The sequence below is a fragment of the Faecalimonas canis genome, from assembly GCF_054601575.1.
Genome location: NZ_BAAHSI010000015.1, coordinates 1 through 24,514 on the forward strand (window position 1 = coordinate 1; position 24,514 = coordinate 24,514).

Here is a 24,514-nt window from a genome sequence, read left to right on the forward strand (position 1 = left end):
AATAGTTTTTTTACTGTACTTTCAATTTCCTCTTTGACTAATAAATCACTGTTTTGTAAACAAAGATTAACAAGCTGTATAAAATTTATAACAGCATTAAAGTTAATATTTTTCTTTGGCTTATCTATATATTTAATATTTTTTTTCATAGAAGTTCTTATGGTTTCAAAAGATTGATTTCTTTCTGTTCGTAAAAGAATAGCAGTTAAATCATCTCTTGATAAATATCGAAAAATGTTTTTTTCATCTCTCAGAAAAAAGAATGAATATAAATCTATAAATTCCGATTTTGTTATTTTTCCATTACATTCTAAAATCTTAAAAAAACGATTTTCCAAGTTGTGCTGCGACTCTTCCATAATAGATAAAATTAAATCCTCTTTTGAGTTATAAAAATTGTAAAATGTACCCGTTGAAATGCCTGTGGTTTTTGCTAACTCTCTAATATTAAGCTGTTTATATCCTTTTTCTCTAATTAAATTAATACAATTTTGTTTTATAATTTTATACAAAGACTGTTTCCTTGCGTCTGAAAAAATTTTAGGCATATTTTTTCTCCTTTAATTTAAGTGATAAAATGAACGGTATGTTTATGTGTTCATTTTATCACTTTCTACAATTTAATACAACTGTATTTTATAAGTGCAAGCTAAAAGCTTAATTTACAATCTTCCAGTTACTATCCTTATGTAACACAAGCTCATACTGTGATACCTGCGTCGCTTTTGTCTGATTATCAATGAATTTTACCGCTACATTGACTTTCACATTATCCCCGTTCTTTGTAAAGATAGGGTTTACCAATTCAGAATAAAAGTAGTCCCTGCCGATAGGTTCAATCACATTTCCAGCTACATAGTAGGCAAGCTCTTTTTCTGTGGCTGTTGGGTAGAGCTTAAAGAATGTTTCCAGAAATGCGGTAGCGTCATTGACAGTATCAGCGTCTACGCTTGTGTCTGCTTCTGGTGTCTTAAGCTCATAGTCTGATTTTTCAACTGCTGGTGCAAGGGTAGGGTTTTGAACGATTACCATATCCCCGTCAGCGTCCACATGAACTTTTACGGTATAGGTTGCTTTCACATTGTTTGTCTGTTCTCCCTCTTTTATCTGCTGATCTACTTCGTAGGTAGCAGAAAAAGTGTCCGTTCCCGATTGCTCGATATGCCATACAATCACATCTGTAACCGTGGAGCTGGTCGGTATATCGTTTCTAATGGTATCTATATTCAAGTCCTGCAATTCCTTTGTCAGATAACCGCTGATTGCCTGCGTCCTTGCTTCAATCGCTTCTTTGCTGTTATTCCATGTGTAATAAGACTTCGCAAAGTTCTTCACGAAATTTTCTATCCCGTTGGTGTCCTGCAAGCGAAGTTCAATGATTTCTTTTTCGTGGGTCGTGTGCTGGTCGATAGCGGTAAAATTCTTATATACCCCAAAGCTCACGCTTGCGATAAGCACCACCCATAACACAATCACGGTTTTCTTATGTGTGCCTACCTTGACAGTACGCACCTTTTTTTCTTTGACATTTTCTGTCTGTTTCTTATTTTTCTTAAACATATTTTCAAGTCCTTTCTATTGTTTTACTCGTCCTGCACCGATTAAGTGCTGTTGCCAGTAACTACTACTTAGGTCTGCATATCCTATCGGGTCGCCTGCATGGTACATCTGATTATTTCCTACATAAATGCCGACGTGGGTTACATACGAACCAGCGTTATAGGTAGAATGGAAAAATACCAAGTCCCCAGCCTTTGCCTGCGAGAGTGGAAGATGTTGGGTAGCGTCATACTGTGCTTGTGCTGTTCTCGGTAAGGAGATACCAGCTTTTCCATAACACCATTGCACAAGTCCGCTACAATCAAAGGAAGTGTTCGGGTTACTGCCACCATACACATATTTCCAGCCTTGATATTTCAATGCTTCATTCATAATCGCTTGTGCCGTCGCATTATCAAAATGTGCCACGGTCAGATATTGATTGACTAATTCCACATAGAACATATTTCCATAGCCATACCGCCAGCCCCCATTCTTTGCAACGGCTATCGGGTTGGTATAGGTTACTTTCTTTCCACCCGATTTCTCACGGGCGAAGCTCTCTGCAAGGTTAAAGGTATGTTTCTTTCCTTTTCCTGCCACATATCCCACATAGCCACCGCCATAGTTATAGGACTGTATCGCTACATTCAAGTCGTCGATACCTTGATTTTTGCAGGAAGAAAGCAGGGACGCAAAATACTTACACCCCTGCTTGATTGAGCTTTCCGTATCTAAAGAGTTGGGCGGTAGTCCCAGACTTTCTGAACTCTGCATAACATCTTCTGCCGTACCGCCACTTTCTACTTGAATGATAGCCAATAGCACATTGACATACTCAGAAATTCCGTATTCTCTGGCGTACTTTTCCACCATAGGCTGATGTTTCAAGACTTCTGCGGATAAGTTCATACCCGTAATGCCAGAAGAAAAATTGCTGTTTTCGTCGTCGCTGTCTGCACTAATGAGGACACCAAAGAAAAGCACCAGAGAAAAGAGGATAGGAAACAGACTGCCAATGAGAGCGATATGTTTCAGTTTCATTTTTTCTTTTGTCCTTTCTTCGTTACAAGGTTACGTTTTTTCTCTGTGGTCTGCTGGTTCTTTTGGACGGTCTGCGTCTGCTGAACCTTTATCCTGCGGTCTTTGGTGTAATTCTGGCGTGTTTCCTGCGATACTACTTTTTCTACATTCTGCCTATGTACTGTCTGCGTAGGTTGGGTCGCTTTTCTATCAGAAGCACCAGAAGATAACGGACGCTCTTTGATAACATTTGTCTTGACTGGTTCACTTGCTTTTGAAGTGGTCGCTGTGGCAGGGCGTTTGACTTCCTGCATTTTTTCCGCACTCGGCTTTGAAGCTGTGGCTGGTCGCTCATGGGGACGGGTAGCTCCCGTTGTCGCTGATCCGTCAGACTTTCGCTGTGCCTGCCTTGCTTCTTGTGCCTTTTGAAGCTCCATACGCTTGTCAGCGATATTTTGTCTATGTTGTTCCTGCTTTTCCAAGCGTCCCGTCTGTCTGGACTGCTGTTCCTGCACCATGCCACGCTTGAAGTCGGACACGCTGGACTTTGCCTTTTCCTTTGCGGAATACACCGCATAAGCGGTCTGTGTCGGCATATCCTTGATGTTTTCTTTGACAGCGTTTGCTTTGTCTTTCACTTTATTTTTCGTATCTAAGACAGCACCCACCTTTGAGCCTGCACGCTGTCCCATGCTGGAAGATGTATTACCCCGACTGTCTTTTGTAGCTGTGTTCCTTGTCGGTTTTCTGTTTGAAATCGTGCTACCTGCCACCGCACCAGCAACACCGCCAGCAGTAACCGCACCAGCAAGCCGTCTTTCCATACGCCTAGCCCTATGTGCCAAGTATAGATATGGTCTGCGGAATATCCTGCGTCCCATGCTTTGACTGTCGTTAGCGTTCAAAGAGAACATACTCATTAAATCGCCCAGCTTCATATAGATACCAGCGAAACATACTATCTGCAAGAACGCCACCATAAAGAACGGGTAATCCGTGGAAATGTTATAAAACATACTGGAAATGCTGAACGCCACCGTTACAATGAGCGTTATTCCTGCCCGTGTCATTATGGTATTAAACACTCTCACGATTGCCTGCTTTGCCATGCTTTCATAGCTCGGTATCATAGAGAGCAGAAAACTAATAGGCAAGAACATAGCGAAAATGATAAAAAGTATCTGGCTGAACAACATCATACCCGTAAGCAAGAATACAAATATTGTTATTCCTAAATTGAAGAACAGTAGGAAGAACACCATACCTAAACGGTTTACGACCTGTGGTATCGTCAGATTGTTGTTGTCGTTGTCCTCGATTTCTGTTTTCACGACTTCTTCTCTGGTTTTCCCGTCCTCGTCCTCTGGGCTTGCCGATACAAGAGCTTCTACACGGTCTGTCCCGATTTCCTCTGCGTTGCTGTTACCGAATTGAAGTAAGAGCCACGGCTGTTCCACTTGAATAGAAAATAAGCTGTCCCGTATCAAGTCCACGCTGTCCTTGCCCTCGCTGTCAGAGTTGGGGAGCATGATTTTTGTTCCTAAGTCAAGTGAAGCGGTACTGATGTCGCTTGAAAATTCATTTATCTTCTTGATATAGTCGGGAGCATAGGCAATAAACGAAGCGGACAGCACGAATACCACCACAAAGTTGATAACAGCGTGAAGTGCCTTGCTGGTTTCTCTTTTTATCAGTCCCGTATAGGAAACATAAAGTCCCACCACTAAGATAATGAGAAGCAGGAAACCAACATAGAAGCCAGAGCTGGAAAAACCGTTTGCTGTAACACCAGCAAGGGTCTGTATGCTTTTTCCGATACTGTCTGCCATATCGTTAATAAAATCAAGTTTATAGGCTTCCTGCACCACATAGCCCGTTGCATTGCTTAAATAAAGGCTTATCGTCCAGACAAAATTAGTGATACAGTAAAGCCCGTACTGCACACTTTTTCCAATCCCGTCCAGCCAGTTCCACGGAAGCCACGACCAGCTATTATCTACATAAAAATCAAGCTGATAATTCGACAGCGGATATTTTGAGTAAAGATTTTCTGCGTTTATGGTATCGTCTACAAGTCCTGTCGCATGAGCCACCGTCCCCAAAAGTGAAAGCAGGATAAGGGAGAGTGCCACGACAAACAGAGCCATTTTGAGAAAGTGGAAAATCTTCTTTTTTGTGAACGCACCTTTTATCCTTTCTTTCATCACTCCACCTCATTTCTCTGTATAGGCGGTCTGGTATCAAAGGCGTGTAGCAATTCTTCAAAGACTGGGTGTATCTGTACCACACCGACACGCCCGTATAAGTCCTGCAATAAGCATTGTCCGTTCTCCAAATCACGCAAGCGTTTCTGGTTGTTCTCGTCGTCCTTGTCGATACCGAAAAACTCTAAGGTCTGCTTTATCTCGTTAATGTCAGTAGAACGAAAGGCAAATTTCAAGCCGATATTGTTTTTCAGACTTTCTTTTGACACGTCGCCAGAAGATTGTGTAACAAAATAAACGCCTGCCTGCATAGCTCGCCCAGCACGAACCAGCTTATTTGATAAGGTTTCGCCTTGTGCCACATTTAAGAACGCCCATGCTTCGTCCAAATCTACAATCTTAAAAATACTTCTGTCCGAATGGATAAAATCAAGGGCAAAGGTGCTAATCACAATCAGCATAGACACCGACAACAATTCAATGGTCGTGTATTCCTCAAAAGTGGTATCTTTATCTGGCAACACAAGGTCTGCTACTTGAATGATATTGAGCTGGTTATCAAGGCTGATTGCATTTTCCACCGTACCGTCTGAAAACAGCAGATGTGCAAAGTCGTAGTCCGTGAAGCTGTCGATATGGTCTGCAATATTTCTTGATATGGGCGTATCTTCACTGCGTAGCTCGTCTATCACATGGAGCAAGCCCCGACTGTCGCTCTGGGTAACGGAACGCACCGCTTTACGTAACACGGGGAATTTTTCGCCATCCCTAGAAGAAATACCCGTAAGGAATGTTAAGATGTCGATTGCCAGACTTTCAGCGTCTTTTACATTCTTCATAATCACGAATGGGTCAAGAAGTCCTGCATTTTCTTTTTCGCTTGTGAGATTGACAATGTTTATCTCATGGGCTATCTCTGGGAGCGTTTCTTTCCAGTTGCCACGCTCTGATTTTGGGTCTAAGATAACCGCTTGTCCCCCAAAGAGAACAGAGTAGTACACAAGAAGATTGTTGCAGAACGACTTTCCACCGCCAAGCGAACCGACAAAAGCAGACGCTAAAGCGTTGGTAACTGTACCTTTTACACCTTGACTGGCAAGGGACGGTTGCAGGTACACATTTCTTCCCGTATCAACGGAATAGCCCATATAGATACCCGTAGTTTCTCCTAACTGCTGGGTCGCTCCAAAGCCAAGCCCAGCCAAGAAGTCTGATTTTACATACTGCACATAGTCATTGATATATCGCTTGCTGGCAGGTAAAAATTCAGAATGAAGTCCCAACATATCGCCAGCAGGACGCACCAGTTTTACATTGAGGTCGTCGTAAAAGTCCTTGACTTCATCACAACGGCGTTTTAATTCGTCCAAATCATCAGCACAAACACGCACCACATAAGAGAGCTTATACATACTTTCTTTTGTCTGGTCTAAATCTGTTTCCAGCTCGTCCACGCTGTCTAAAGCGTCCACCACATTTGAACTGGTTTCACTTCCTGCTTGATAGGCGTGATTATCAAGGTCTTTCAATTCCTTTTTCTTATTTCTTACTGTAGTAAGAGCCTTTCTGTTCTCCACGATTTCTACATTCATAGAAGTATCAACGGGGAATGTAAATTGCTGTTGCTGGAAATAGAAGATTTCACTTGACGGAAAATCAAGCTCCCCGACAATCGCATTGACGGTAAAATAAGACACATAGCTTTCCTTGTCCTCATGTTCCAATCGTAAATACCGCTGGCTTTCCTCAATCACACACCTTGTCGGACGGATAAGGTCGTAGTATTTTATCAGCGTTTCTTTCTGCAAGTTCTTCTTTGGTAGCTGGTACTCATAATCTTCATAGGCGACACCGTCCCTGCCGTAAAGATGTTCTATGAGATACCCAAAATCATGGATTTCCAAGCGACGCACCTTAAAGCGACGAGAGATTTTATTTTCCAGTAGCTTTTCCATTTTCATGTAACGGTTGATTTCATCATTCGGCATGGAAACAAAATCGTTCATCAGCGTATGGTTCACTTCATGGAGAAATTCCTTGAACGTCAGCCACGCCGATTTTTTGATGTTCTTCAGATTGAGCTGTTCTTCCGTAACCATGAGCTTAAAGCCAAGAAAAAAGCGGTAGTCCACTTGATTGTCCCCAATCATAGATACTAACGCTTCGGTCTGTTCATCTATCTTCTGATAGGCAACTTCTTTCAATCGTCCCGTAACTAACTCTTTGGACTGCTCCTGCATACTTCTTATGGAGCTTTCTGTGGCAATCTGCAACGCATGAATTTTACCCTCACGGGACTGTGCGATAAGCTGTCGAAAGCTGTCATGCACGATAAATTTCTGCTCTGCGGATAAGAAAGAATAGTTATACGGTATCAGCTCATAGTAGGCGAACACCTCATTGTCCTTGTTCCAGACAAGGTTATTGTCAATATATTTTATCGGGAACATAGTTCACACTCCTTACTGCCGTGATTGTTTCATTCAAGGTCTGCTTATGCAGTTTTACGGCTTTTCCTGCATAAGTGATTTTGGGTCGCAGGGCATAGGTTATCTGTGATTTCAAAAAGCTGTACGGCTTCTTTCCGTCAAAGGTTTTCTGCGACATAAACCAAGTGAGAGCAACGGGAATACCGAAGTATTTGAGAAACGCTCCCTCAATCATGGAAAGTGGGGGAATATCCCCAAACAGAATGATGATAAATTCCGTAATCACAAACCATGTAATCTGTGTAAAGGTAACGGGAAAGGGTAAGTTAAAGTCATTGATTGCATACAAAACTTTTTCCACGTTCCAGATACCCGTATAAGATTTAATCTTTTTCAAGTTCTTTCAGCTCCTTTCAAAATAGAAAAGGACAGCCATATTTCAGACTGTCCCGTAAAGAGAAATACGCTGTCAGTAGCAACAATGCTTGTTGCTGATCTTCCAGCTTGATTTTTATTATTATTTTCGATTACTGTCTCGAATACGATTAGTTCGTTTTTCTTTCATATATACTTGACTCCTTTCCATAATAAAAGCAGTCAATCCTAAGACTAACTGCTTTCTTTTAAACCTCATTCAATTTAATGATAATGCTTAAAACATTATTGCTATAATCAGCAGAAATATTACCGTCCATTTTTTCAATCAACGCTTTGGCAATAGATAAACCTAACCCCGTAGATTTTCTTGCGGTATTTACTGTATAAAATCTGTCAAACAATTTCCCAATTTGTATTTCATTAAGGTCAGAAGTGTGGTTTGAAAATACAATCTTCCCATTTTCAAATAATGATATTGTTAAATCTCCCTCACTATATTTGATTGCATTATCTATAATATTATTGAAAATACGAAGTAAGGCAGTTTTATCAACAGAACGCACAATTTTTTGTTCGCACAAATTTATATTCGGAGTAATGCCTTTTTCCTTAAATATCGCATAATAGGACGAAATACAATCTTCTAAAACATTGTTGATTACGGTTTCTGTATAAACGCTATTTTCGGTATCAGAAATAATAGTTGTATATCGAAATAGTTCTTCTACCAGCTGTTTTAATGCAAAAGTACGATTTTTAATGATTGATAATTGTCTGGCAATATGTTCGCTTTTTTCTTCTTTATCTAATAAACTTAAGTAACCGCAAATTGTTGTAAGAGGAGTTCGTAAGTCATGGGATATATTCGTAATAGCATTTTTTAATTCTTTATCGCCTTGTATATAGCGGTGCTTTTGTTTTTGCAATTCTTTCAACTCTACATTTATATCATTTGCTAAAGAAGAAACTAATTTATCATGTGAGGAAAGCATAATTGGAGTATTCGTATCTGTATATAATTTTTCTGAAAACCCTCTTTTTATCTCTCTAATTGCTTTTCTCATATAAAAGATTTTCAAAAGTAAAGCAAATATTATTACCAACAAGAAAAACACCATTATTTTCCACAACATAACATCATTCCCTACAAATTCATTTCAAATTCTTTTGCTCAAAGACCATTATACCTGTTCCCGTGCTTATTACAAGTATAAGTATATTGTAAATAATCATTTCCGTAGCTTGTGTAACTTGCAAATTGATCAGATTTAAAAGTTGTCCTGTTGGTAAAAAGATATTTAAAAATTCATAAATTTGTTTCACAATGCTATCTGAATGAGCCATATCAGAAGAAAACAACACACTTAGCACATAAAATGATATTCCAAACATCAATAAACTAACTACTAAACAGATGATTGAAGAAGAAGCCTTATTTTGATTTATCATAACAATCATGGTATTTATTCCGGCAAATGTTATTGTTGCAAGAATGGAAATCCCTAAAATTAAAGATATAGTGTGAATATCGGTTTTAAACGGAGCTATTAACCAAGTACCCAACCCAATAATTGTTATTTGATGTGCTAACACTAAAATAACACTGGCAATCACACATATCAGCAAAGCAGAAATATATATTTTTAACCGACTATTTCCTGCAATGATTTTATTTCTAATTGTTCCGTCTGAATAATCTGTTCCTAAGAACCAAGAACAAAAGATAGCAACAATAAAACCGATTATAAGAAAATGCCATACAAGTCTGCTTTCTAAAGTATAATCTGTTCCATAAGCTATCATTTCACGGTGTGCAAGTATAGGAATAATTATTCCAGAAAGTATCATAAGTCCAAGCAGACACCAATACAATCTACTTTTAAATAAGCGTTGAAAATATGCGGAAAGTAAGTTATTCATAACGGTTTCCTCCAATCAAATTGATATAATAATTCTCTAGGCTTTCGTCCTGCTCTTGAATATTAAGAACATTGCATTCTTTTTTTGCCAGTTCTACAACAAGTGATGTTATATCTAGTTTGGCAAATACATCTATTTCTTTATCCGATATGACAGAATAATCATAGCCTTTTTCTGTAAGAACATTGCATAACACTTCCATATTTGAAACGGTCAGTTTTACACATTTCCTACATTTCGTATTTAATTCCAAAGCACTTATTTCTTGTATCATTTGCCCTTTATCTATAAATCCAAAATGTGTGGCAATGCGAGAAAGCTCATCAAGAATATGGCTGGAAATTAAAACCGTAATACCATGTTCGTGATTAAGTTTTAAAATCAGTTCTCTAATTTCAATAATACCTTGTGGGTCAAGTCCATTTATCGGCTCATCTAAGATAAGGAAATCTGGAGAACCCGATAAAGCGATTGCAATTCCTAATCGTTGACGCATACCTAAAGAAAAATTTCTAGCTTTCTTTTTACCCGTATTTTCAAGTCCGACTAATTTTAATAAATCTGGAATAGTGCTGTAAGAGGGAATACCTAATATTCGATACTGCTGTTTTAAATTTTCTTCTGCACTCATATCCAAATAAATAGACGGTGTTTCAACAACAGCTCCTATTCGTTTTCTAGAACGAACAATCTCTTTAGAGTAATTATTTATTCCGTATAGCGAAAAATCTCCCTCTGTTGCTTTTTGTAATCCACAAATTAAACGAATTAAAGTTGTTTTTCCAACCCCATTTCTACCAATCAAACCATAGATAGAACCTTTAGGAACATTCATTGAAAGTCCATTTAATGCGTTATAATTACCGTATGTTTTCTTTAAATCTTTCGTTTTCAATACATATTCCATTTTTTCAGCCTCCTTTATTTACGGTCAAAATACTAAGTCAAAAGTGTTAAGAAAGCTGTTAAGGAAATTGTTAAGAAAGTGTAAAGATTTATTCTTCTGCCATTTTAAATCCAATCCCCCATACTGCTTCAATATATTCTTTATCAGAAATGTTCCTTAATTTTTTTCTTAGATTACTTATATGCACTCTTAGTGAACTTTCCATACAATCAGGTGTTTCTTCGCTTATACGTTCAAGCAAAATATTTTTAGTGATAACCTGTTTGGGATTTTCCATTAGTATTTTCAATATCGCATATTCTGTTTTTGTTAATTTAACTTCTATATTTTTAATAGATACAGTACGGGTGTTTAAGTCCAATCGAATATCCTCATGTTCTAAAACGGAATTTATAGAATTGGTCTGACTGTGTCGAAGTTGAGCAACAATCCGTGCCAGTAACTCGTCTACATCAAATGGTTTTGTAACATAGTCTACTGCACCATTTAATAACAAAGCTATTTTGTTTTTAGTATCTATTTTTGCACTAATTACAATAACGGGTATATGTGCGATTTTATCTATGATTTCTTCTCCACTTAACCCCGGCAACATTAAATCCAGCAAAATTAAATCTGGTTTTATACTAGGTATAAGAAGCAGGGCTTCTGTTCCAGAATAAGCATGAGTTACTTTATATCCTGCACTTGTGAGAACTTCTTCCAGCATTTGATTTATATGCACATCATCATCGACAATTAAAATATGTTTCATTTTTAAAGCACCTCTTTTCTTGTGTAAGTCATATTATAAATTCCTACCGTTCTAATATCAATGACTATTATTTTCTTGTACTAATTTATTTACGCAAATTTAGTCTATTTGAAGCCCTTACTCAATTTATTCATGCTGTCAGTAGCAACCATGCTTGTCGCTGATCTTCCAGCGTTAATATGGTATCTCGCACATACCTCGGCTTGTTTCAATAAAGCAACCACCCATATCCAAATCTCGCCCGTAGGCTTTATAGTCAATGTAGTTCTGTAAGCTGGGTGGAATGTCGCCAAGTGCCTGCAATTCGTCTATGTAGTAGTAGGCAACGTCTGTCATAGTTTCACAGTCGGGATAATAATAAATATCGTCCTTGTGTTCCACGACTTCTTCCAGCGTCCCGTAGTGGCTGATAAATTCGTCCAGACACTCTACGATATAGTCGGGAAGTTCCTCTATCATTTCATACATCTCATTGAGTTCTTCAATGGAAACATACTCGCCAATCGCAATGGGGAAGTTATCGGTATCATGGATAGCGTATTCCTCATATTGTTCATTCAAGCCGATTTTTTCTTTCACATCTTCCTCGTCAATAGGAAACGTGAACCAAGCACCGACTAAATAGCCCTCATTGTATTTGCCAAGATTAGCAATGTAAACCGCCATATCATCAATCATAAGCACCACCTCATTTCCTACTCTGGCAGTTCAAAGATACCGTGTTCCGTTACTAAAAATTTCCCGTGTTCCTGCAAGTGAGAGGCGTAGGCTTCAAAGTCAAAATAGTATTCTTGACAGTCCTCGGATAAATGCTTGAACGTCGGGTCGTTCATCAGCTTTTGCCTTGCAACATCTATCATGCTTTTGCAGTCGGGATAAACCGTAATCACATTTCTGCAAATATAAAGTGCTTCTAAATTTTCATACACCGTAAGTAGTGATACATATTCTTCCTGCATATCACTTGAAAGCTGGCGGTACATAAAATCTAATTCGTTGAGCTGGTACACGCTGGTGTGTTCGTGGACTTCATCAGCATAAGGCAACACCTTTTCGATAATACGATAATCTTGACTTTCTGCACCGATACCTAACTTTTCTTCAAACTCGGCAACATCTATCGGTAGGTCGAACCAGTATGATGTTGTTTCTTCGCCAGTTGTTCCTCTCGTTTCCACCAGCACCCTTGTTTCCTGCATTGTTCCTCACGTCCTTTCTGTTGTTTCATCACATCTTTTAAGGTCTGGTACGACATACCAAACACATATTTAGAAAAATCTTCTAACTGTCTTTCTTCATAGTCGGCAGGGTTCAGTCGTTTCATTTCATGCCATACCTTACGCTTTTAAGAGGGCAGGTCGGAAATGTATTCACAGCCGACGTTTGCCTGCATATCCTTAAAAATATCGCTCATTTCATCACTCCAATCTGAAATTTTGGTAAGAAAAAAGCAGTCAATCCTAAGACTAACTGCTTTGTGTGTATGGATATGAAATTGTTTATCAGACATATTGTTTGAAAAATACATTTAACTTTTGCCCTAGTAGTGTTGGCGTATCTGTATTTACTTCATGTCCTGCATTTTCAATAATAGCTATTTCTGCGTTTTCTATCTGTTGTTGCAATTCTAAAGAAGCTTTTTTATTTATCTTATCCTTATCGCCACAGACAACAAGTACCGAACATGATATTTTTTTCAGTTCATGTTTAAAATTAAGTTCTGTCATAGATTTGCATAGATTGATAAAATCTGTTTTCTGAAAGCCCATTTTTTCAAATGCTGAACAAGGCATAATACGGAATATCAGATTTTGCATTTTTAACAGATACTTTGGCATTTCATATTGTGTGCCTATTAACACTAATGAGTTCATTTTTTCTGGGTGTTCTATCGCATACTGCATAGCAAGAATACCACCTAAAGAAAGTCCACAAATATTTAGCGGTTCTTCAAACTGTTCACAGTATGTTTCCAATGTCCGATACAATGTATCATAACATGGTGTTTTCCCAGAAAGCCAATCTGATAAATTAGGGCATAAAACTTCAAAATCATCATTGAATACTTTTACGGTATCACTCCAACTTTCAGAAGATTGTCCCAAACCATGAAGCATTATATATTTCATTTCATCACTCCTAGATACTGTGTTTCATATCCACATTATAACATTCTCATATCAGCACCACAATAAAATTCTATGCACCGATAATCTTATTGAACAGCTCTAACAGACACCATTTCATCACTCCAATCTGAAATTTTGATAAGAAAAAAGCAGTCAATCCTAAAACTAACTGCTTTGTGTGTGGGGATATAAAATTGTTTTTAATCTTGAATAGGTATCCAAATTTCAATAACTGAATTATCTCTATTCCAATGGAAACGGTAATCATATTTTTCAAAGTGCAGGATAATATTTTTTATAGGGGTATATGGTGTATTAGGAATAATTTCCTGATAAATTTTTCCATAAGTTTCATATATTTTTTCCATAGCACCGATATGCTCCATGACCAAATACTTATAAGACGGTATTTCTTTATACAGAAAGTTGTCTGGAATAATAGTTCGCTTTGGTATAGAACAGAAATAATAAAGTTTTCCATTTCTCCGTTCCATAAAAGCATATTTTACCCAATTTCCCGATTGTGAAAGATATGATTTCTTCAAATTACTGTTAAACTTTCTCCAAAACTGCGTACTAATCTGAATATTCCTTTTTTGGTAATTCGTAAGCTCTACTTCCTGCCCAATAACTGAAAATGCGTCTAATTCTCTTATAGAATAATTCATCATTTTACTTTGTGAGCAGTGATAATGGTATAACTGTACGCATTTATTGTAATGATACAATTATCAATCGTTATGTACCAGTTTTTCCCTTTTCTTATAATTTCTGCATTAGAAAGACTGATTTTTTCTTTGCACCATTCAATCACGTTTTCTACATTCAAAGATAAGTTCTTTTTAATTCTAATAACGCCAAGTTCAGTTGTATGAAGTCTATCCAAGTTTTCCAGTAATTCATTTGCCATATTTTGACACCTCATTTTTCAACAGATTTATTTGTATATTTCATATCCCAATTATATCATTCTCATATCAGCACCACAATAAAATTTTATGCACCGATAATCTTATTGAACAACTCTAACAGTACATCTTTCACACCGCCAGCGTTGAATACCAAACCGACAGCAATCAAGGCAACTACCAAGAAGCCGATAAGTTTGGAAAACTCACGCTTGAAACCTAAGTAGATACCGATAACCACAATCGCCATAAGCACTAAGCTCTGTGCGTTTGATAAAAACCATTGATACAAATTTTGCCCGAAATTCATTTAATTGTCCTCACTTTCTCTTAATTGTTTCATTTTATAGTCGGCTTCTTTGCCGACGCTTAACATACACATCAAGACCACGCCGATACCCATTCCCATAGATACCAGCAGGAAGTCTTTTACTAATTCCCACATTTTTTATCACTCCTAACTTTCTACTAAATCTTTTGCAGGGGTCGTCTGCTGTTTGATTATCATTTCATGCTTTTCTGTGAGCTTTGCCTGCTGTTCGATTGTTTCCATGTAGTCTGTGCCGTTTCCTTTATCAATCCTTTTCAGCATTTTCAAGGTCGGTGCTACCTGCCTTTGTACCCAACGCAACGTGCGGTCTAAGGTATAAGGCTCTGGCTTTGTCGTCAGCTTCAAACTCTGTCTGTTATCGCCGATAAACCAAGCCCAGCGGTCATTGAGTTTCCAGTCATTTTTTCGCTTGTCTGGTTCTTCATCAACAAACCGCACATACTGGTTGATGATAGAAAAGGCGGTCTGCTCTGCGTCATAATAGGTCAGCAAATCTCGTACTGCATAATAGGCACGTTCATTTCTAAGCCGTATCTCAAAACGGTTGATAATGTCGGCTTCTTCAAGCGGTGTCCCTAACTTGATATACTGCTCATAGTCCTTTTCATAGATACAAAAATACACATCTGATTTCAGCGACCCAAGATAAAGGGTACGTCCCATATATTCTCTGTCGTCCTCTCTGTGCTTGATAAGCTCGCCCGACTGGTAAAACTTATAACTTCTGGACTTTCCGATATATTCCCGTTTCCTGCATTTTTCCGCAAGCTCTGGAATATCCAAAATGCCCGTATGGTCGTTGATAGCAAGGTCGATACGCTTCATCACGCCACCGTCTATGAGTGCGTCCATGAGGAAGTCATACCAGCTTCGTTGCTGTGCCAGCAGGTAACTTTCAAACTGTCGGCAACCACGCCCCTTTAACTCTAAAAGGACACCTTTTTCTTCGTCAGCCGACGTATAGATAAAGATGTCCCCTAAAGAATAATGCTCCGTATAACTGTAATGTCCGTAATCTTCATGGAGCATATAATTGATATTCAGTTTTAATATATCTTTGATGATGTGCTGTATATCCAGCGTGGGAAAACGGATTTTCACATAATCAAACAGCATGGTAAGCGGTGCTTCTGGATTGAACCTTGCCACTTCCTTGTGCAGAGTTTCCAGAAGCTCCTTTGACGGCTTCATTTTTCCGCTTTCTATCTTGTTGAGATATTCCCTTGTGATACCAGAAGCCAACGCCAGCCTGCCTTGTGAGATACCGTAAGCAATCCGTTTCTCCCGTAATTCTTTTATCCATTGTTCTTCATTCAGAACCATACCCCCAATCTGTAACGTGTGAAGTTTTTTTAGGCGACTTCACAGCCGATTTTTGCTAGAAAATCGTGCCAGAAGCCTTATGTTTCCTATGTTTTTTGTCTATTGTCTATTTGCAAACGTACCCCTCTGTTAGATACCGAGGGGTTTTACCTGCTGGCGTGGCTTACGCCACACCAGCAACGGCTAGTCCGTGCCGTCGCCTTTCGCTTCGCACGTCGCCGTCCCGTCCTGCCTTGCGTTATTCGATTACCAGCGTGAACGCTTCTGGATCATCAACAATGTTGTATGAACCGAGCGTGTCCGCTGTCTGCGTATATCGGAAGTGAAACAAAGGCTTTTGTCCTTTCATGGAAAAACGGGAACGGTACACCGTACCATATAAAGCGTTTGGCTTTGCCACATCATAGCTGAACAGAGTAGAAGCAAAATCATTCTCCCTGCATTTTTTGATGATTTCCTCTGCACATTTTTCTTTATCTGTTATGATAAGACGGTTGAGCGTAAAGGTAACGTGTTCCTCATGGAAATTTTCTGATGAAGTTCCCATACTTCCTGCTACATCAATCTCACGTCCCCATTGCAGATAGGAAACCGCCACTCCCAGCACAAAAAGTACCGTGATTGTTATGATTTTTCTCTTTTTGCACATACTGTTACTGTCCTTTCTTATAGGATGTATTATAATACAGTCTACGGTAATACATCTTATTTATCAATACAGTTGTATCTTATAATTCAAAGAAAAGACGAGGTACAGCGTATGCAGGTATATATTGATTTAGAAAATCTTTTGAAAGAGAAGAATATCAGTAAAAACAAAGTCTGTGAAGCGTGTAAATTACAGCGGACACAGCTTAATAACTATTGCAAGAACAAAGTTTCCAGAATTGACCTCACAATCCTTGCAAAGCTCTGTGATTTTCTGGAATGTTCCCCAAACGACATATTGAAATTGAAGTAGGACTGTCAGCTTTCGTTGCTTGCAGTCCTTTTTTCTTCCAATCTGCCGATTTCTTGTAGAAAGTCATGTCCTTTTGGGACTAAAGGCGTGTAAAATTCGCTTATAACGCTTGTTCCCACATCACAATAGCCACGCCCCTTGATACGCTTCTGAAAAAACTGCTTTTTCACATCTGAACCGAACAGCATACCGTAACCTAATTCGCTGATACGCCCAAGTCCCACACGGAAATTGAAGTTATCTCTGATACCGTCCGAGAAATACTTTGCGTCTGGACGCTGGCAGGCAACAATAAGGAAATAACCTGCTTGCCGTCCCAACATAACGATTTTCTTTAGCTGGCTAAGTAGGCTTACGCTTTCCTTTGTCCCCAGCATTTCAAAAAACGCTACATATTCATCAAAGATAAGAAAGCAGGGTGGCAGTCCCAGATAGGCGTAGTTTTCGCCCGTCTTATAGTTCGGGTGTCGCTTCATTTCCTCACTTCGCTGTACCATGCCCTCATAAAAGGCATTGACGCAATCTATCATTTCTTCTTTGGTGTGATACACATTTCCCATAACTGTCCCTAAGTCTGCAAGGTCAGCGTTCTTCGGGTCTAAGATATAAAGGATAGCGTTGGTATGCAGTAAGGCTTCAATAAGCGTCAGCAGAAAATAGGTTTTACCGCCACCAGTCCCACCAGCAATAAGGGCGTGAGGGAGTGCGTCATATTCCCAGACAAGATTTTTCATCAATCTAAGACAGCCGTTTTCTGCCCGTACTTCATCAATGGTAATGCGGTTCGCTATCATATCATAAAGCAGGGTATATTCGATATAGCCGTCATGCAGGGTCTTGTCGGTCAGCTCACAATACAAGCCACTTTCCAATTTATCCTCTAACCGTAAAAGCTGGTCTTGATATTTTCCCAGCGTGATTTCACAGCGGATATGAAGCAGTCCCTTTTCCATTTGATAATAAATCTTTGGAAACCAGACGATTTTTTCCCTTGATCTGCTTTGCAGGTCAGTAAAAAAACCGCTGTCTTGTACGGTATCGGCTTCATACCACTTATTTTCCAGTATCATTCTTGCCAGCTTTTGACGGTGCAGGAGCTTCTTGAAACTGTCGTAACAGAAGCGGTAATACAGAAAAGCGACCAATGCACAAACACCAGTCGCTATCAGTATGGTTATGAAGTTGTAAGGGGAGAGCGTCAAGCCATTCTCTAACAAGCTGAAATGCTCCCAATCGGTACGCATGAGCTGTTTGATATTCAGTAGCAGGAGAACCGCTACGAACAGAAACAGAAGCGTCCCTATGGAAAAGTGGTAGACAAGGTGCTTGTCGCTGGCTCTGATACGGTATCCTTTGTTCAAAATCTTACGCATAAATCAATCACTCCTTTCTGGGTACGAAAAAAGCAGTCAATCCTAAGACTAACTGCTTTGTGTGTATGGATATGGAGTTGTAAAACTGAAATTTTCTTAAAACAAATTTCTTAAAAAAACAATCGTTATGATAATTACTATTACGGCACAAACACTTTCAATAATTGTTGGTATAAGAATCCTGTATTTCCATTTTTTAATAATTGCACAATTTTTTTCTTGACTATAATATATTTCTATTTGTTTTCCTTGTTCACGAGTCATAAATATTTTTTTTGAACGAGCTTTATTATATTTAGTAAGATACCAATAATGTAATGTGGGAACTTTCTTTATTTCTCCATATTCTTCAAATTCTACTACACACATATAACGTGTTGCATCAAAATATCCAACCCATGTATGCCCATCTTGTTTTAATTTACTTATTCTAGCCCATCTAAGATTATGAGGTTTAAGTATATAACTGATATTTTTCCAGTTTTTGATTAAGTCAGCTAGGCAAATAAATAGTGCTATTATCCAAAAGATTATAATAATTTTCATTATCTTTCTCCATTCACAACTCATTTTTTCATTTCTTCATATCCATATTATAACAGTTCCATATATCCGCTACAATGAAAATATATTCAGCAAGCCTATTTTTTCGGCTGTCCCTGCGGTGTATGGTTCTGTGGACTTCCTGCGTTCTGGTTGCCTTTGTTCTTCAAGACAATATCCTCTGCCTTTACATACCAGTCCACATCTGCACCCGTATAGGTCTTTCGTGATACCGTATCAGCTACTGGATTGACAAGCTCCACGACTGCATTGTACGGAAATTCCCTTAACGGTACTTCTGGCGGTACAGACACGGGAATAATGCCACCATGCAGACTGCATTTCAAATCATAGATACGCTTTTTAAGCTGGGTACTCGGTGTCCCGTCCTCATTCTGCAAGAACACATCACGCACCGCTGTAAATTTTAATTCTCCGAATGTTTTCTCTTTGTCAATAACAAACCCGTTTGATAATCTCATAAATTCTTCACTCCTTTACTTTTCTTCAACTGCTACAATATCATCAGCAACTAACACATAATCGGTATGTCCCATATCCCCGATTGCGTAACCTCTGCCGTATAACTTCGGATTGACAAGTTTTACTTTCTGTTCATACTGGAACTTTTTTTCGCCAGCCTGCACGGGAATTTCCACCACAACATTTTCGCCTTTCTGTACGTCAGAATAAAGGTTATAGCTTCGTCTGGCTAAGACCCTGCGGTTATTTTTATCTCTTTCAAAGACTGGCTCGCTTTCGCCTGCAAATTCAAGAGTTCCAAAAGACTGTGCCATATCTGGCACGACATATTTCATTTCCATATTGTTTTACCTCGTTTCTTTCTATTTTTGATAAGTTTTTTGATTATGATTTCTTATTCTGGCGGTTTGGGAAGTACCAGCAATCCCCCAGATAGTAAAGGGTAAAATCAATGCTTACGCACCCTTGACTATCCGTGTTCTTGCAGGTTGTAGGCAGACAAGCCAGAATAAGCGGAAGTCTGCCGTTTGACCGCTTCGGCGGAGAGCGTGATTTTTCTTTCATCATACCGTTACCGCCTTATGATTTCTTCATTTTACGGCGTTTGTAAAGATATGTTCCAGCCAGTCCACCAGCAGACGCAAGCAACATCACGACAAATGCCATTACATTTGTACTGTCGCCCGTTTTGGGACTGTCGCTAGGTCTGTTAGGCTTTTCTGGTGTCGGTGGTGTTTCTGGTTTTTCAGGTTCTTCTGGCTTTTCCTTAAAAGTAATCGTTTGTCCCTTGTCCTCAATATCCTTATGCTCGGTAACTTTCTTCGGCTCGTCTGGATTGCTTACATCGTACAATTCTTCAAAAGTTACAAGCTGTTTGCCATCAAGAGAAGTAGCGTCAAAGGTAAAGGCAACTTCCACTTTCACAGTTTCGCTGTCAGCGGTAAAGGTATAATCACTTTCCACACGCTTTCCATTGATAAGAAGTTCTGCATTTTCTTCTTTCAACATCTGCCAGCCCACAAGTTTGTACTGTGTACCGACTTCTAAGCCCTCTAAGGTTACGGTATCAATGATTGTAATGTCTTTTCCAGCTTCAAACTCTTTGTTGCCGTCCTTATCGGTAGCAGTCGTATGAATTTTGATGATACGCTCTGTGATAAGTACGGTTTGCCCGTCGTCCTCAATGTTTTTATGTTCCGCAACTTTTACGGGTTCGTCTGGATTGCTGAAATCATACAATTCTTCAAAGGTAACAAGGTTCTTGCCACCTAAAGCAGACGCATTGAACGTATAGAAAATTTCCACTTTCATTTCTTCCTCATCAGCGACAAAGGTATAATCGTTTTCTACACGTTTCCCGTCAATGATAAGCTCGGCGTTTTCTTCCTTTAACATCTGCCAGCCTTTGAGCTGATATTTTGTGCCTTTTGTAAGTCCGTCTAATTTGACAGTATCAACGATTGTAACCTCTTTTCCTGCAAGGATAGTCTTTTCGCCGTCCTTGCTGGTCGCTGTGGTATGGATAGAAATTTCTTTTTCGTATTCATCAGTCAGCGTTCCTAAATCAATCACAAGGTTATTTCTTGATACCACGATTTCAAAAGGTGGGATAAGTTCAAAGCCTTTGTTACTATCAGAGCGTAATTCTTCAATGATGTAGGTATCATAAGGTAATGCACCCTTGCTGTCGTCTGGTTCAGAAGTCCCGAACCACACACCGTCCTCGCTGGTCTTTCCTGCGTTTGTATTGTGCTTATGAGAAGCCCATTCAGCAGAAGTGGAGAACTGCCCGTTATCATCAGTTACCACTACATGGTTTTCGCCCGTCGTCTTGCTTGTGATCCTAAAGGGAACATTAGCAAGACGCTTGTGTGTGCCTGCACCGATTTTTACACCCTCAATATCGCCACGCTTAATCTGATTATAGATAGAATGGGCTTCGTCGGTTAAGTCCACGATTTTTCCATTTTCTGTGATTGTAAACTCAATCGGTTTTGCACCGTCAGTTAAGTAACCGTTTGGAGCTTCACTCTCAACGATACGGAATTTTCCATAAGGTAAGAGGTCAGCAGAAGTAGAAGCGACACCCTCAATATCTGTACGAATTGTCTTTACCACTTCATTTTTCTTGTATAACTTGCCCTCAACCAATACTGCATTATCATTTAAGGAAATGATGTCAAAGGCAGTATCTTTCAAAGTGGCACTTCCTTGTGGCTTTGTATCGCCCGTTTCTAAATCTCGTTTCTGAATTTTTACACCGCCACGGATAACCTTGTCTGATACGGAAAACTGGTTACTTCCAGATAATACGGCAAGGTCGCCGTCCTCGGTAATCTGTGTTACATATAAGCCTTTTATCTGTTCGGACTTATCGCCAGTCTGCATATATGCACCGTCTAACAAGTAGCCGTTTGGAGCTTTTGTTTCCTCAACGGTTAGCGTTCCAAGTGGAAGAACCGCCTTACCGTCCTGCATATAGAAGCTGTCGCCAGATACCTTGTATGCGTCCGCTAATTTTGTGATGTAATGAGTTGTCCCGTCGCTGTCTGTTTCAGCGATTGTCTTTGTAACCCATGTACGAGTAGCTTCGGCAGGGAGATTTCCTTTATTGTAGAAGCCAGCATAATACTTCCATATAAATTCCGCACCTGCTAGAGAAGCGTTCCCCTGCGGATTGTCTTTCTGTGTTTCCATATCAATCTTGAAAAGCTCAATCAAAGTGTCCGTTACTTTCGGTGTATCTGATACTTTCAAAGTCGCTGTTTCGCCAGCTTTGATTGTCAATGGATAGACTGTTTTATCCACTTTATATCCTGCTGGTGCGGATAATTCCTTGATATAGACTGTGCCTGCCGTTACCTCTGCAACATCTGTATTTCCGTTTTCATCAGTCGTAAGGGTGGCAAGCTGTTTCGTGCAGTCCTTATCAGCAAAGACACCGTATATTGCACCAGCGACAGAGTATTTCCCGTTATCGTCTGTAATGCTGGTATTACTGGAAGTCTTTTGCAGTTTTGCATTTCCAACATTGAGCTTCGCCCAGAATTGTCCCAATTCCTGCCCCTCGCCAGAGTAGATATAACCGCCACATTCATAGCGTCCTTTATTCTCTTTGACAAAGGCTCTTGCACCAGAGAAAACTTCGTCCTGCGTTGCCTTTGGAATTTCATTATAAGAAGCTCGCACGTTATCACATTGCCAGCCAAGATGTACGCTCAATCTCTGCCAGACAACAAGCTGTCTTAAAAGGTAGGCGTGATTGTTGCTTATTCCGCTGTGGCTGTCTGTGTACTGTTTTACATATTCGATAGATAAGGCAACGTCGCTTATCTGGTCGGCACTCATGCGTGAGCTTGCGTCAGCTCTGGTCTTGTAACCGTTCTTAAAGTCTGTGTTAATGTCGATACAGTAAGCGTCCTCGCCCTCAACGGTCAAATGTCCCTCATTAAAGGTAGAACTAATCGAACCATCATTCATTACTTTTTCAACAATACCGACACGCTCTGCACTTTCCGTCCAGTATTGCTTACTTTCTGCATGAACGGGTGTAGTCGGTAAAGCAGTAACGACAGTCGCAAGAGCTAAGAAGCCCGTACACAATCGTTTTAACATCTTTGTCATAAATCTAATGCTCCTTTCATTTTGGGTAATAAAATAGCCGTCCAATAAGAACGGCTGGAAATAGAAAAGGAACGTCATGTTAGGCGTTCCATAGTCTATAAGATATTCAATTTTTTCTTGTTTCAATACTGATGTGCTGTACCATATCTTTGCATATCTAGGAAAACTTGCGTATCAAGGCTCATTCGTTAGTAGTAAATAAGTAGTAAATTGATGTGTTTGTTTCCTTGAAAATGCTGATAGATACTGTGTTTTAGCGGATAATCAGATTTTTATTGTGTTTTTCTTATAAATTCTTGTATTTTCTCATGTTTTTTCGGGCATTTGTGGTACAAATGGGTTATTTTTAAAGTCCCAAATCCCTTATGAGATAAGGCTTACATGAGTTGTTTGTGCATGTTTTTGGGTTATAAACTTTTTCTTTTCCAGTTCATCCCTTGCTTCTTTTAATCTGGCAAGTTCTTTCTTTGCATCATCATAGCCGGTATGCGTATAAATATTAAGTGTTACAGATACATCTGAATGCCCCATCAGATATTGCAGTGTCTTTGGGTTCATCCCTGAATTGGCCATATTTGTACAATAAGTATGCCTGCATATATGTGGAGTAACTGGCGGCAATTGCAACAAATTCTCACGATTATATTTTTCTCTTGCATGCTGCATGTACTTTTCCCAATGAAGTGCAACCATTGGCCTTCCATTCTTGTCCAGAAACAGAAATCCTCCATATCCATCCACCATCGGCTCACGTTTTGGTTTCCTTCTATTCTTCAAGATTCGAAGAAATGCTTCTTTTACATCCGCTTCCATTGGAAGTAACCGCGTACCACTTGTTGTCTTTGTAGATACGATGATATACTTCATTTCTCGAGTTCTTTGCAACTGATGATTCACATTGATAATATCTTCTTTAAAGTCCAAGTCTTTTACAGTAAGTCCACAAAATTCAGATATTCTAAGACCTGTCTTGAATAAGATATAAAATGCATCATAATACTGATTATAATGCGGATCATTCTTTACAAAATCAAGAAATTTAGTTTCATCTTCCGGAGAAACAGCTTGTCTTTTCTGACTGTCATTAACAAGTACTGTACCTAATTCAAATCCAAATGGATTTTTTAGAATCAAGTCATCATCCACAGCCATTTGAAAAGCAGGTCTTAAAACACCTCTGATGGAATGAATGGAACTATATCCTCTACCATCTCTTTGTAGTTTTATCAGAAAAATCTTTGCGTCAGAAAGTTTCACATCATCCACTTTCTTATAAGCGAATTCTTCCTTTTTCAATACATTCACCACAAATTTGTAATTCGCTAAAGTATTATGCTTTACTCCTGTTTTCAGGGAAAGATATCGTTCCACAAGTTCAAGCACTGTAATGTTACTTCCTGTAATCCCTTGCATCTGTAAGGACTGAACTTTTCTTTCTTTTTCCCTGAGAGAAAGATCTGCCCGTTTACCTTCCGGCATCTTATCTGCTTCTGTCAATCTCCAACTATATAATATTTTACGCTTACCAAGTGAATCTGTATATTTATAGCGGTAACGTCCACTTGGTTCCTGCCATTCTCCTTGCTGGAGAACTCTGCCTTTATCATCACGTCTCTTTGAAATCATATCCTACCTCCAAGGGGACGCAACATGATATTGTTAGTATATCATGTAACCCCTAATTC

At 39.2% G+C, this 24,514-nt stretch carries 26 protein-coding genes and 1 pseudogene; 1 reads left to right on the forward strand and 26 read right to left on the reverse strand.

Annotated elements, in window-relative coordinates:
• From ACYPXO_RS04365 to ACYPXO_RS04460, 20 genes and pseudogenes are all read right to left on the reverse strand, one after another.
• A partial coding sequence (locus tag ACYPXO_RS04365; protein ID WP_459639459.1) for a TetR/AcrR family transcriptional regulator occupies nt 1-548 on the reverse strand: 548 nt, incomplete at its 3' end.
• Nucleotides 549-657: 109 nt separating this feature from the next.
• The gene (locus ACYPXO_RS04370; protein WP_117576206.1) at nt 658-1,560 is read right to left on the reverse strand and encodes a conjugal transfer protein; all 903 of its coding nucleotides are present in this window, start codon (nt 1,558-1,560) and stop codon (nt 658-660) included.
• A gap of 15 nt (nt 1,561-1,575) precedes the next feature.
• On the reverse strand, nt 1,576-2,583 hold the full coding sequence (locus ACYPXO_RS04375) for a bifunctional lytic transglycosylase/C40 family peptidase (protein ID WP_004843365.1): 1,008 nt from the start codon (nt 2,581-2,583) through the stop codon (nt 1,576-1,578).
• Entirely contained in the window at nt 2,580-4,766 is a 2,187-nt protein-coding gene (locus ACYPXO_RS04380; protein WP_459639460.1) for a CD3337/EF1877 family mobilome membrane protein, read from the reverse strand. The genes ACYPXO_RS04375 and ACYPXO_RS04380 overlap by 4 nt, the downstream gene beginning before the upstream one ends.
• Entirely contained in the window at nt 4,766-7,216 is a 2,451-nt protein-coding gene (tcpF, locus tag ACYPXO_RS04385) for a conjugal transfer ATPase TcpF (protein ID WP_117576208.1), read from the reverse strand. The genes ACYPXO_RS04380 and tcpF overlap by 1 nt, the downstream gene beginning before the upstream one ends.
• Complete coding sequence (locus ACYPXO_RS04390) at nt 7,194-7,592, reverse strand: conjugal transfer protein (protein WP_004843362.1); 399 nt, start codon at nt 7,590-7,592, stop codon at nt 7,194-7,196. The genes tcpF and ACYPXO_RS04390 overlap by 23 nt, the downstream gene beginning before the upstream one ends.
• A 226-nt stretch (nt 7,593-7,818) precedes the next feature.
• Entirely contained in the window at nt 7,819-8,637 is an 819-nt protein-coding gene (locus ACYPXO_RS04395; RefSeq protein ID WP_226811947.1) for a sensor histidine kinase, read from the reverse strand.
• An 88-nt stretch (nt 8,638-8,725) separates the two neighbouring features.
• On the reverse strand, nt 8,726-9,493 hold the full coding sequence (locus ACYPXO_RS04400) for an ABC transporter permease subunit (protein ID WP_074137633.1): 768 nt from the start codon (nt 9,491-9,493) through the stop codon (nt 8,726-8,728).
• On the reverse strand, nt 9,486-10,400 hold the full coding sequence (locus ACYPXO_RS04405) for an ATP-binding cassette domain-containing protein (protein ID WP_074137634.1): 915 nt from the start codon (nt 10,398-10,400) through the stop codon (nt 9,486-9,488). Before ACYPXO_RS04405 ends, ACYPXO_RS04400 begins: the two co-directional genes overlap by 8 nt.
• A gap of 88 nt (nt 10,401-10,488) precedes the next feature.
• Nucleotides 10,489-11,154: a response regulator transcription factor gene (locus ACYPXO_RS04410; RefSeq protein ID WP_103951062.1), complete on the reverse strand. Its 666-nt coding sequence runs from the start codon at nt 11,152-11,154 to the stop codon at nt 10,489-10,491.
• A 174-nt stretch (nt 11,155-11,328) separates the two neighbouring features.
• A complete protein-coding gene (locus ACYPXO_RS04415) occupies nt 11,329-11,832 on the reverse strand; it encodes an antirestriction protein ArdA (RefSeq protein WP_459639461.1) in 504 nt (167 codons plus the stop codon).
• 17 nt (nt 11,833-11,849) lie between these two features.
• On the reverse strand, nt 11,850-12,353 hold the full coding sequence (locus ACYPXO_RS04420; RefSeq protein WP_105309507.1) for an antirestriction protein ArdA: 504 nt from the start codon (nt 12,351-12,353) through the stop codon (nt 11,850-11,852).
• Nucleotides 12,272-12,568, reverse strand: a pseudogene (locus ACYPXO_RS04425) (conjugal transfer protein). The gene ACYPXO_RS04420 and the pseudogene ACYPXO_RS04425 overlap by 82 nt, the downstream one beginning before the upstream one ends.
• A gap of 88 nt (nt 12,569-12,656) precedes the next feature.
• The gene (locus ACYPXO_RS04430; protein WP_105309505.1) at nt 12,657-13,283 is read right to left on the reverse strand and encodes an alpha/beta fold hydrolase; all 627 of its coding nucleotides are present in this window, start codon (nt 13,281-13,283) and stop codon (nt 12,657-12,659) included.
• A gap of 200 nt (nt 13,284-13,483) precedes the next feature.
• Nucleotides 13,484-13,951, reverse strand: coding sequence for a GyrI-like domain-containing protein (locus tag ACYPXO_RS04435; protein WP_021422743.1), 468 nt, complete (start codon nt 13,949-13,951; stop codon nt 13,484-13,486).
• A complete protein-coding gene (locus ACYPXO_RS04440; protein WP_002347257.1) occupies nt 13,951-14,193 on the reverse strand; it encodes a DUF3781 domain-containing protein in 243 nt (80 codons plus the stop codon). Before ACYPXO_RS04440 ends, ACYPXO_RS04435 begins: the two co-directional genes overlap by 1 nt.
• Before the next feature lie 86 nt (nt 14,194-14,279).
• A complete protein-coding gene (locus ACYPXO_RS04445) occupies nt 14,280-14,501 on the reverse strand; it encodes a hypothetical protein (protein WP_002323342.1) in 222 nt (73 codons plus the stop codon).
• A complete protein-coding gene (locus ACYPXO_RS04450) occupies nt 14,502-14,636 on the reverse strand; it encodes a DUF3789 domain-containing protein (protein WP_021739068.1) in 135 nt (44 codons plus the stop codon).
• Nucleotides 14,637-14,648: 12 nt separating this feature from the next.
• Nucleotides 14,649-15,845: a MobT family relaxase gene (gene mobT / locus ACYPXO_RS04455; protein WP_459639462.1), complete on the reverse strand. Its 1,197-nt coding sequence runs from the start codon at nt 15,843-15,845 to the stop codon at nt 14,649-14,651.
• A 238-nt stretch (nt 15,846-16,083) separates the two neighbouring features.
• The gene (locus ACYPXO_RS04460) at nt 16,084-16,494 is read right to left on the reverse strand and encodes a hypothetical protein (RefSeq protein ID WP_004612746.1); all 411 of its coding nucleotides are present in this window, start codon (nt 16,492-16,494) and stop codon (nt 16,084-16,086) included.
• A gap of 111 nt (nt 16,495-16,605) precedes the next feature.
• Here ACYPXO_RS04460 and ACYPXO_RS04465 point away from each other — a divergent pair, with 111 nt between their 5' ends.
• Nucleotides 16,606-16,806, forward strand: a complete 201-nt coding sequence (locus ACYPXO_RS04465) for a helix-turn-helix domain-containing protein (RefSeq protein WP_004612745.1) — start codon at nt 16,606-16,608, stop codon at nt 16,804-16,806.
• Nucleotides 16,807-16,811: 5 nt separating this feature from the next.
• Here ACYPXO_RS04465 and ACYPXO_RS04470 read toward each other — a convergent pair whose 3' ends face one another.
• The 6 genes from ACYPXO_RS04470 to ACYPXO_RS04495 form a co-directional block, all read right to left on the reverse strand.
• Complete coding sequence (locus ACYPXO_RS04470) at nt 16,812-18,179, reverse strand: FtsK/SpoIIIE domain-containing protein (RefSeq protein ID WP_226972091.1); 1,368 nt, start codon at nt 18,177-18,179, stop codon at nt 16,812-16,814.
• A gap of 96 nt (nt 18,180-18,275) precedes the next feature.
• Nucleotides 18,276-18,725: a hypothetical protein gene (locus ACYPXO_RS04475; RefSeq protein ID WP_120091058.1), complete on the reverse strand. Its 450-nt coding sequence runs from the start codon at nt 18,723-18,725 to the stop codon at nt 18,276-18,278.
• 95 nt (nt 18,726-18,820) lie between these two features.
• Nucleotides 18,821-19,204: a YdcP family protein gene (locus ACYPXO_RS04480; RefSeq protein ID WP_003432338.1), complete on the reverse strand. Its 384-nt coding sequence runs from the start codon at nt 19,202-19,204 to the stop codon at nt 18,821-18,823.
• A gap of 15 nt (nt 19,205-19,219) precedes the next feature.
• Entirely contained in the window at nt 19,220-19,546 is a 327-nt protein-coding gene (locus ACYPXO_RS04485) for a YdcP family protein (protein ID WP_117992194.1), read from the reverse strand.
• Between the two features lie 238 nt (nt 19,547-19,784).
• Nucleotides 19,785-22,829: an SrtB-anchored collagen-binding adhesin gene (locus ACYPXO_RS04490; RefSeq protein WP_459639463.1), complete on the reverse strand. Its 3,045-nt coding sequence runs from the start codon at nt 22,827-22,829 to the stop codon at nt 19,785-19,787.
• A gap of 363 nt (nt 22,830-23,192) precedes the next feature.
• Entirely contained in the window at nt 23,193-24,455 is a 1,263-nt protein-coding gene (locus ACYPXO_RS04495) for a tyrosine-type recombinase/integrase (protein WP_004840332.1), read from the reverse strand.
• Between the last annotated feature and the right edge of the window lie 59 nt (nt 24,456-24,514).